The sequence below is a fragment of the Streptomyces aureus genome, from assembly GCF_001418135.1.
GTDB lineage: Bacteria > Actinomycetota > Actinomycetes > Streptomycetales > Streptomycetaceae > Streptomyces > Streptomyces aureus_A.
The window spans coordinates 1-8,579 of sequence record NZ_LIPQ01000331.1; the positions used below are offsets into that span (position 1 = coordinate 1).

General features: G+C 70.9%; 8 protein-coding genes. 2 read left to right on the top strand and 6 right to left on the bottom strand.

From position 1 onward, the window contains the following. On the bottom strand, positions 1 to 1,200 hold a 1,200-nt coding region (locus AOK00_RS25650; protein WP_055602624.1), incomplete at its 3' end, for a CynX/NimT family MFS transporter. After that, entirely contained in the window at positions 1,197 to 1,877 is a 681-nt protein-coding gene (locus AOK00_RS25655) for a FadR/GntR family transcriptional regulator (protein ID WP_055602625.1), read from the bottom strand. The genes AOK00_RS25655 and AOK00_RS25650, both read right to left, overlap by 4 nt. A gap of 123 nt (positions 1,878 to 2,000) precedes the next feature. On the opposite strand from AOK00_RS25655, the gene lpdA reads away from it, so the two are divergent. Next, positions 2,001 to 3,404 carry a dihydrolipoyl dehydrogenase gene (gene lpdA / locus AOK00_RS25660; RefSeq protein ID WP_055602626.1) on the top strand — a complete coding sequence of 468 codons (1,404 nt, stop codon included), beginning with the start codon at positions 2,001 to 2,003 and terminating at the stop codon, positions 3,402 to 3,404. Between the two features lie 35 nt (positions 3,405 to 3,439). After that, positions 3,440 to 4,093 (top strand): rhomboid-like protein, encoded by a 654-nt coding sequence (locus tag AOK00_RS25665; RefSeq protein WP_055602627.1) that lies wholly within the window; start codon positions 3,440 to 3,442, stop codon positions 4,091 to 4,093. A 103-nt stretch (positions 4,094 to 4,196) separates the two neighbouring features. On the opposite strand, the gene AOK00_RS25670 is transcribed toward AOK00_RS25665, so the two are convergent. From AOK00_RS25670 to AOK00_RS25685, 4 genes are all read right to left on the bottom strand, one after another. Then, positions 4,197 to 5,003: an HAD family hydrolase gene (locus tag AOK00_RS25670; RefSeq protein WP_055602628.1), complete on the bottom strand. Its 807-nt coding sequence runs from the start codon at positions 5,001 to 5,003 to the stop codon at positions 4,197 to 4,199. Further along, positions 5,000 to 6,289, bottom strand: coding sequence for a serine--tRNA ligase (gene serS / locus AOK00_RS25675; RefSeq protein ID WP_055602629.1), 1,290 nt, complete (start codon positions 6,287 to 6,289; stop codon positions 5,000 to 5,002). The genes AOK00_RS25670 and serS overlap by 4 nt, the downstream gene beginning before the upstream one ends. 496 nt (positions 6,290 to 6,785) lie before the next feature. Further along, complete coding sequence (gene pheA, locus AOK00_RS25680) at positions 6,786 to 7,721, bottom strand: prephenate dehydratase (protein WP_055602630.1); 936 nt, start codon at positions 7,719 to 7,721, stop codon at positions 6,786 to 6,788. Positions 7,722 to 7,802: 81 nt separating this feature from the next. Further along, positions 7,803 to 8,579: Dyp-type peroxidase (locus tag AOK00_RS25685; protein ID WP_159041850.1), on the bottom strand; the 777-nt coding region annotated here is incomplete at its 5' end.

Consider the following 8,579-nt stretch of genomic DNA (forward strand, 5'->3'; position numbering starts at 1 on the left):
GGCTATCTGCTCGCCGGCCGCGAGCGGGCCCGCGGCGGCGAGCAGATAGCCGACCGTCTGGGCCATCCCGGACAGCCGGGCCGCGGTCACCGCGTCCCCCGAGCGCAGCACGATCAGGGTCAGGGCGAGACCGACCGCCCCGCCCTGGCCGACCCCGAGCACCGCCGACCAGAGCCAGGCACCCTCCACCGGCGCCACCATCAGACCGGCGTAACCGGCCGCGACCAGCGTGGTGACCAGGACGATCAGCGGACGCTGGCTCCGCATCCGGCCGGCGAGCAGCGGCACCACGAAGGCGCCCGCGACCTGGATCAGGTTGTTGAAGGCGAAGACGACACCGGCCGTGGAGCGGCTCATCCCGTGGTCGGTGAAGATCGTCGGCATCCAGGCGATCAGCACGTACGACCACAGCGACTGCAGGCCCATGAAGAGCGTGACCTGCCAGGCGAGCGCCGAGCGCCAGACGCTCACCGGGCGGGCGCCGGCGGCCGGGACGGCCCGTACCTCGTGGCCGGTGCGGCCCCGGGCGATCAGGACCTGGGGCAGCCAGGCGACCGCGGCGACCACGGCGAGCAGGGACCAGAAGCCGAGCGAGCCCTCCCAGCCACCGCCGAGCGCCTTCTCCAGCGGCACCGCGGCCGCCGCCGCGACCGTCGCGCCGGCGATCATCGCGCCCGTGTAGACCGAGGTCATCGCCGCGGCCCGGTCCGGGAAGTCACGCTTGATCAGGCCCGGCATCAGCACATTCAGCAGGGCGATCGCGGTGCCGACGAGGATGCCGCCGCCGTACAGCGCGTACACGGAGGGCAGCACGCGCGCGAGGATGCCGACGGCGAGCAGCAGCAAGGCCCCGAGCAGCACCCGTTCGGCGCCGAAGCGGCGCCCCAGCCAGGGCGCCACCAGCGCGCCGACGCCGAGGAACAGCACGGGCACCGAGGTCACGAGCGAACTCGCCGTGGAGGAGAGCCCGAAGGCCCCGGATATTTCGCCGACCAGCGGCGCGACGCTCGCGAGCGCGGCTCGCATGTTCAGCGAGGCCAGCACGATCCCGGCCAGGAGCAGCGCCGGATGCGCGAGCAGCGCCCGCCGCGCCGCCGCCCCGGCGGCCGACGCCGCGACCCCGGCCTCCGCGTCGACGAGCCCGGGCGGCGGTACGGGGGAGGGCGCGGCGGAACCCGCCGTACGGGTGTCCGCGCTCATCGGGAGTTCTCCGTCAGTGCCGCGACCGTCTCCATCGGGACCCGCAGCAGTTCGCGGGCCTGGCGCTCCGCCGCCTCCGGGTCGCCCGCCTCGATCGCGGTGACCAGGGCCTCGTGGGCGTCGATGTCGACCGGCGGCATCTCCCGGTCGCCGAGGGCCTCCACGAGCACCTCGTGCACCTGGGCGGAGAAGAAGCGGTACACCTCGACGAAGGCCGCGTTGTGGGTGGCGCCGACGACCGCGAGGTGGAAGGCGAGGTCGGCGTCCGCGTTCCGGTCGCCCTCCTCGCGCAGCGTGGTGAGGGCCGCCCGGAGCCGCAGCAGGTCGTGGGTGTCCCGCCGGGCCGCCGCGAGCCGCGCCGCCTCGGCCTCCAGGGCGACCCGGAGTTCGAGGACGTCGGCCGCGCCCGCGTGCCGCACCCCGCGCAGCACGGCCGCCGGATCGGCGGTCGACCTGACGAAGGTGCCGTTGCCCTGACGGGATTCGAGCAGGCCCGCGTGGACCAGGACCCTGACCGCCTCGCGGACGGTGTTGCGGCCCACACCGAGCTGCTGGGCGAGCTCGTGCTCGGTCGGGATGCGGTCGCCGACCGCCCACTCGCCGTCCGCGAGCTGCGTCCGCAGCTGGTCCACCACGGAGTCCACCAGCGAGGTCCGTCCCGTCGCCCTGAGTGCCATGCCGTTCCGACCTCTCCTTTTGCCCGGTTGCCCGGTCATCCTACAACTGACCGTGGGCGGGACACCGGACTACTGTGGGCCCGTACGCGGACCGAACACCCTCACCACCCTCGGGAGTCAGTCATGTCAGACCGCTTCGACGTCGTCGTACTCGGAGCTGGCCCCGGCGGCTACGTCGCCGCCATCCGCGCCGCCCAGCTGGGCAAGCGGGTCGCGGTCGTCGAGGAGAAGTACTGGGGCGGTGTCTGCCTGAACGTCGGCTGCATCCCCACCAAGGCACTGCTGCGCAACGCTGAACTGGCCCACATCTTCAACCACGAGGCCAAGACCTTCGGCATCAAGGTGGACGGCACCGTCTCCTTCGACTACACCGAGGCGTTCCGCCGGAGCCGCTCGGTCGCGGACGGCCGCGTCAAGGGCGTTCACTTCCTCATGAAGAAGAACGGGATCACCGAGTTCAGCGGCCGGGGAACCTTCCTCGACGCGAACACCCTCCAGGTCGCCAAGTCCGACGGCACCTCGGAGACGATCCAGTTCGACAACTGCATCATCGCCACCGGCGCCACCCCGCGACTGCTCCCGGGCACCGCCCGCAGCGAGCGCGTCGTCTCGTACGAGGAGCAGATCCTCGCCGAGGACGCCCCGCAGTCGATCATCATCGCCGGCGCCGGCGCGATCGGCATCGAGTTCGCGTACGTCCTCAACAACTACGGCACCAAGGTCACGATCGTCGAGTTCCTCGACCGGATCGCGCCGCTGGAGGACGAAGAGGTCTCCAAGGAGCTCGCGAAGCAGTACCGCAAGCTCGGCATCGACGTCCTGACCTCGACCCGCGTCGAGGCCATCGACGAGTCCGGCCCGCAGGTCCGCGTCACCGTCACCGGCAAGGACGGCGTCCAGAAGGTCCTGGAGGCCGACAAGGTCCTCCAGGCCATCGGCTTCGCCCCCAACGTCACCGGCTACGGCCTGGAGGCCACCGGTGTCGCCCTCACCGAGCGCGGCGCGATCGACGTCGACGGCCGCTGCCGCACCTCCGTGCCGCACATCTACGCCATCGGTGACGTCACCGCGAAGCTGATGCTCGCGCACACCGCCGAGGCCATGGGTGTCATCGCCGCCGAGACCATCGGGGAGGCGGAGACCATGGAGCTCGACTACCCGATGATCCCGCGCGCGACCTACTGCCAGCCGCAGATCGCCAGCTTCGGCTGGACCGAGGCGCAGGCCCGCGAGAAGGGCTACGACGTCAAGGTCGCCAAGTTCCCCTTCGTCGCGAACGGCAAGGCGCACGGTCTCGGCGACGCCACCGGCTTCGTCAAGATCATCGCGGACGGGACGCACGGCGAGATCATCGGCGCCCACCTGATCGGCCCCGACGTCACCGAGCTGCTCCCCGAGCTGACCCTGGCGCAGCAGTGGGACCTCACCGTCCACGAGGTCGCGCGGAACGTCCACGCGCACCCGACGCTGGGCGAGGCCGTGAAGGAAGCGATCCACGGCCTTGCCGGACACATGATCAATTTCTGAGGTTTCTGCCGGTTCGGGGTGATAGGCACGGACACGTGCCTCCCGAGAACCTCCCGGGTGGCGAACCGTCCCGACCGATCAGGTCGTGGGTGCGTTCGTCACCCGGTACGCATCTCTGGCTCGCGGTCATCGCGATCACCAGCCTCGTCATCGCGCTGTCCCCGCAAGGCCTCGACAGCTACCTGCTGCACCGCAACAGCAGCAATCTCCACCAGCTGTCCCACCATCCGCTGCGGCTCGGCAGCGCGTTCTGGATCGAGAACCCGGCCGACCTGCTGCTGTACGCGGCGCTGTTCGAGCTGATCCACGCGCCCGTGGAGCGGTGGCTCGGTACGGCGAAATGGCTCTTCGTCGTCGCCACGGCCCATATCGCCGCCACGCTGATCAGCCAGCAGGTCGTCCTCGTGGCCATCCGCCTCCACGACGTGCCGCGCAGCATGGCGCATGTCGTCGACATCGGGGTCAGCTACGGCCTCGCCGCCTCGGCGGGCATCCTCACGTACCGGCTCGCCCGCCCCTGGCGCTGGCTCTACCTCGCGGGAGTGGTGGCCTTCTTCGTCGTACCGCTGCTCGCCGACCGCACGTACACCGATCTCGGGCACGCGGTCTCCCTGGCCATCGGCCTCGCCTGCTACCCGCTCACCCGCGGAAAACCATTCGCCCCCGAACAGGGGCCCGGCGCACACTAGTTGTACGGGGGACACGGGGGATCCCCCGAAAAGAAGGGGCGGCCGCTTCGAGCGCGTGGACCTGGTCCACGCGGGGCCGCCCCTTTTCTTTCCCCGCGGCCGGTCAGACCGACAGCAGGCGCTCCAGGACGACGGCGATGCCGTCCTCCTCGTTCGAGGTGGTGACCTCGTCCGCCACCGCGCGCAGTTCGACGTGCGCGTTGCCCATGGCCACGCCGTGCGCCGCCCAGCCGAACATCGGGATGTCGTTGGGCATGTCGCCGAAGGCGATCGTCTCCGCCGCCTTCACACCCAGCCGGCGTGCCGCCAGGGAGAGACCGGTCGCCTTGCTCAGGCCGAGCGGCAGGATCTCCACCACACCGGGCCCCGCCATGACGACGTCCACCAGACCGCCGACCGTCGCACGGGCGGCGGCGGTCAACTCGTCGTCCGACAGCGTCGGGTGCTGGAGGTAGAGCTTGGTCAGCGGCGCCGCCCACAGCTCCGCCGGGTCCTCGTACGGCACGTACGGCAGCGGCCCCGGGTGCACCCGGAAGCCGGGGCCCATCAGGACCTCGCCCTCCAGGCCGTCGCGGCTCGCGGCCAGCGCCAGCGGGCCGACCTCCGCCTCTATCTTCGAGAGGGCGAGCCCCGCGAGCTGCCGGTCCAGGGTCAGCGAGGTGAGCAGCCGGTGCTCACCCGCGTGGTAGACCTGCGCGCCCTGCCCGCACACCGCGATCCCCTCGTAGCCGAGGTCGTCCAGGATGTGCCGGGTCCAGGGCACCGCCCGGCCGGTGACGACGATGTGCGCGGCGCCCGCCTCCGTGACGGCGGCGAGCGCGTCCCGCGTGCGGGCCGAGACGGACTCGTCGGCGCGCAGCAGCGTGCCGTCGAGATCCGTCGCGACCAGGCGGTAGGGGAACGGGCTCACTTGGCGATCGGCTCCAGGAACTCACGGCCGCCGAGGTAGGGCCGCAGCATCTCCGGGACGCGCACGGAACCGTCGGGCAGCTGGTGGTTCTCCAGGATCGCCACGATCGTGCGCGGTACGGCGCAGAGCGTGCCGTTCAGGGTGGCGAGCGGCTGCACGGTCTTCTTGCCGCCCTGCTCGTCGCGCATGCGGACGGAGAGACGGCGGGCCTGGAAGCTGTCGCAGTTCGAGGCCGAGGTCAGCTCGCGGTACTTGCCCTGCGTCGGGATCCACGCCTCGCAGTCGAACTTGCGGGAGGCGGAGGCACCGAGGTCACCGGTGGCGACGTCGATGACCTGGAACGGCAGCTCCAGACCGGTCAGCCACTGCTTCTCCCACTCCAGGAGCCGCTTGTGCTCGGCCTCGGCGTCCTCCGGCGCGACGTACGAGAACATCTCGACCTTGTCGAACTGGTGGACGCGGAAGATGCCGCGGGTGTCCTTGCCGTACGTGCCGGCCTCGCGGCGGAAACAGGGCGAGAAGCCCGCGTACCGCAGGGGCAGCTTGTCCGCGTCGATGATCTCGTCCATGTGGTACGCCGCGAGGGGCACCTCGGACGTGCCGACGAGGTAGTAGTCGTCCTTCTCCAGGTGGTACACGTTCTCCGCGGCCTGGCCGAGGAAGCCGGTGCCCTCCATGGCGCGGGGACGGACCAGCGCCGGGGTCAGCATGGGGATGAAGCCGGCCTCGGTGGCCTGCGCGATCGCCGCGTTGACCAGGGCGAGCTCCAGGAGGGCGCCCACGCCGGTCAGGTAGTAGAAGCGCGAGCCGGAGACCTTGGCACCCCGCTCGACGTCGATGGCGCCGAGCGCCTCGCCGAGCTCCAGGTGGTCCTTGGGCTCGAAGCCCTCGGCCGCGAAGTCGCGGATGGTGCCGTGCGTCTCGAGGACGACGAAGTCCTCCTCGCCGCCGACCGGGACGTCGGTGTGGACGATGTTCCCGAGCTGGAGCAGCAGCTGCTTGGCCGTCTCGTCGGCCTCGTTCTGCTCGGCCTCGGCGGCCTTGACGTCGGTCTTGAGCTGCTCGGCCTTCTGGAGGAGCTCGGCGCGCTCCTCCGGGGTGGCCCTGGGGATCAGCTTGCCGAGCGCCTTCTGCTCGGATCGGAGCTCGTCGAAGCGGACGCCGGACGACCTGCGCCGCTCATCGGCGGAGAGCAGGGCGTCGACGAGGGCGACGTCCTCTCCACGGGCGCGCTGGGAGGCGCGAACACGGTCGGGGTCCTCACGGAGCAGGCGAAGGTCAATCACCCCCCCAGGCTACCGGTGCGCGTTCGCCCGCCCCCACCGGATAACGTCACGCGTGTTGTCACGCGTGACGTTATGCCCGAATTGGCAGCCGTGAGAATGCCGGAAGCCAGGCTCTGCATTTAGTTATCCACAGGCTGTGCGGAAGATCTGTGGACTACGGGGAAGATCGCGTGGATTTCCTGTCCCGCCCCTGGGAATTCCGTGATCAAACACCATTGAGGCACTCATTTGGGTGGGAATTGTTCGCTCCAAAGAGTTGGTTGAGCGAACCGTGCTGACGAGGGCTTCTCCGTGCGCTGTGGACAGCCGGGGCGGGTCGAGGAGTGGCTAGGGCGATTTGTCGACCTTGTCGGGGCGAGCTGTCGACTTGTCCCCAGGTCGAACGAGGACCCTGTGGATAACCGCTGTGGGTAACTGAGAAATATGCAGGTAGGACTAGTGGTTCGCGCCTGTGGACGAACGCTCCCGTCGCCGGGAGCGTTCGGTCAGTATCGGGTCAGGCCCGACCGTCCTGGGCCCTCGCCAACCAGTCGGAGGCCGCCATGAACTCCCCGTCCGAGGTGCCGCGCCGCAGCGCCGCCACGTCCTCGACCGCGACGCCCGCCCTCGGGTACGAGCCGAGGAAGCGCACCTTGGGACAGATCCGCTTGAGCCCCATCAGCGCCTCGCCCACCCGCCGGTCCGAGATATGGCCCTCGGCGTCCACGGCGAAGCAGTAGTTCCCGATCCCCGCCCCCGTGGGCCGGGACTGGATCAGCATCAGGTTCACCCCGCGCACCGCGAATTCCTGGAGCAGTTCGAGGAGGGCACCCGGATGATCGTCACCCAGCCACAGCACCACCGAGGTCTTGTCCGCGCCGGTCGGCGCGGCCGGCCGGGCCGGCCTGCCCACCAGGACGAACCGAGTCTCGGCGTTCTCCGCGTCGTGGATCTCCGTGACCAGCGCCTCGAGACCGTACGTCACCGCCGCGAACTCCCCCGCGAAAGCGGCGTCGAAGCGGCCCTCCTGCACCAGCCGGGCACCGTCCGCGTTGGACGCGGCGGACTCCCACAGGGCCTCGGGAAGGTGCGCCCGCAGCCAGTTCCGGACCTGCGGCTGGGCCACCGGGTGGCCCGTCACGGTCTTGATGTCCGACAGCTTGGTCCCCGGCCGCACGAGCAGCGCGAAGGCGATCGGCAGGAGCACCTCGCGGTAGATCATCAGCGGCTCGCCGGAGGCCAGCTCGTCGAGGGTCGCGGTCACCCCGCCCTCGACCGAGTTCTCGATCGGTACGAGAGCGGCGGCGGCCTCCCCGTTCCGTACGGCGTCGAGCGCGGCCGGGACCGAGACCATGGGGACGAGTTCCCTCGTCGCGGCCTCGGGCAGCGTACGCAGCGCGGCCTCCGTGAAGGTGCCCTCGGGGCCGAGATACGTGTACCGGGTGGCGGACATACCGTCACCCTAATGGGCCCCGGAGCCCCGGGCCGCCCGCCCGGCGGTACGCGCGTGCCCGCCGGCGGACGACCCGGCAGGTCAGGACTCCAGGAGCCGCTGTCCCACGTACTCGCCCTCGGCGGGACCGCCCGGGACCGCGAAGAGGCCGCTCGCCTCGTGCCGGATGAAGGCGGACAGCGCGTCGCCCCGGTCGAGCTTGCGCTGCACGGGCACGAAGCCCCTCAGCGGGTCGGCCTGCCAGCAGACGAAGAGGAGACCGGCGTCCGGCGTCCCGTCGGGAGCGATCCCGTCGTGGAAGGAGAACGGCCTGCGCAGCATCGCCGCCCCGCCGTTCTGTTCGGGGGCGGAGATACGGGAGTGGGCGTTGTCCGGGATGACCGTGGTCCCGTCCGGGCCGCGCTTGTCCAGGTCGAGCTCGGTGGTCTCACTGCCCCCGCTGAGCGGGGCCCCGTCGGACTTCCGCCGCCCGATCACCTTCTCCTGCCGGTCGATCGGCAGCTTCTCCCAGTCGTCGAGCAGCATCCGGATCCGGCGCACCACCGCGTACGAGCCGCCGGCCATCCACTCCGTCGCGCCCCCGGTGCCCGCCGGGACGAAGATCCGCCGGTCGAAGTCGGGATCGGTGACCTTCGGATTGCCCGTGCCGTCGATCTGCCCCATCAGGTTGCGGGCCGTCATCGGCTTCGCGGTGGCACCGGCCGAGCGGTTGAAGCCGTTCATCTGCCAGCGCACCCGGGCCGCGTCGCCCGCGTCCTTCTGGAGGGCGCGCAGCGCGTGGAAGGCGACGAGCGCGTCGTCGGCGCCGATCTGCACCCACAGATCGCCCTCCGAGCGCCGCGCGTCCAGGGCGTCGGC

Coding starts and splice junctions, on each gene's coding strand:
- pheA (WP_055602630.1), bottom strand. CDS start 7,721: ATGTCCGCCACCCGGTACACGTATCTCGGCCCCGAGGGCACCTTCACG.
- AOK00_RS25655 (WP_055602625.1), bottom strand. CDS start 1,877: ATGGCACTCAGGGCGACGGGACGGACCTCGCTGGTGGACTCCGTGGTG.
- lpdA (WP_055602626.1), top strand. CDS start 2,001: ATGTCAGACCGCTTCGACGTCGTCGTACTCGGAGCTGGCCCCGGCGGC.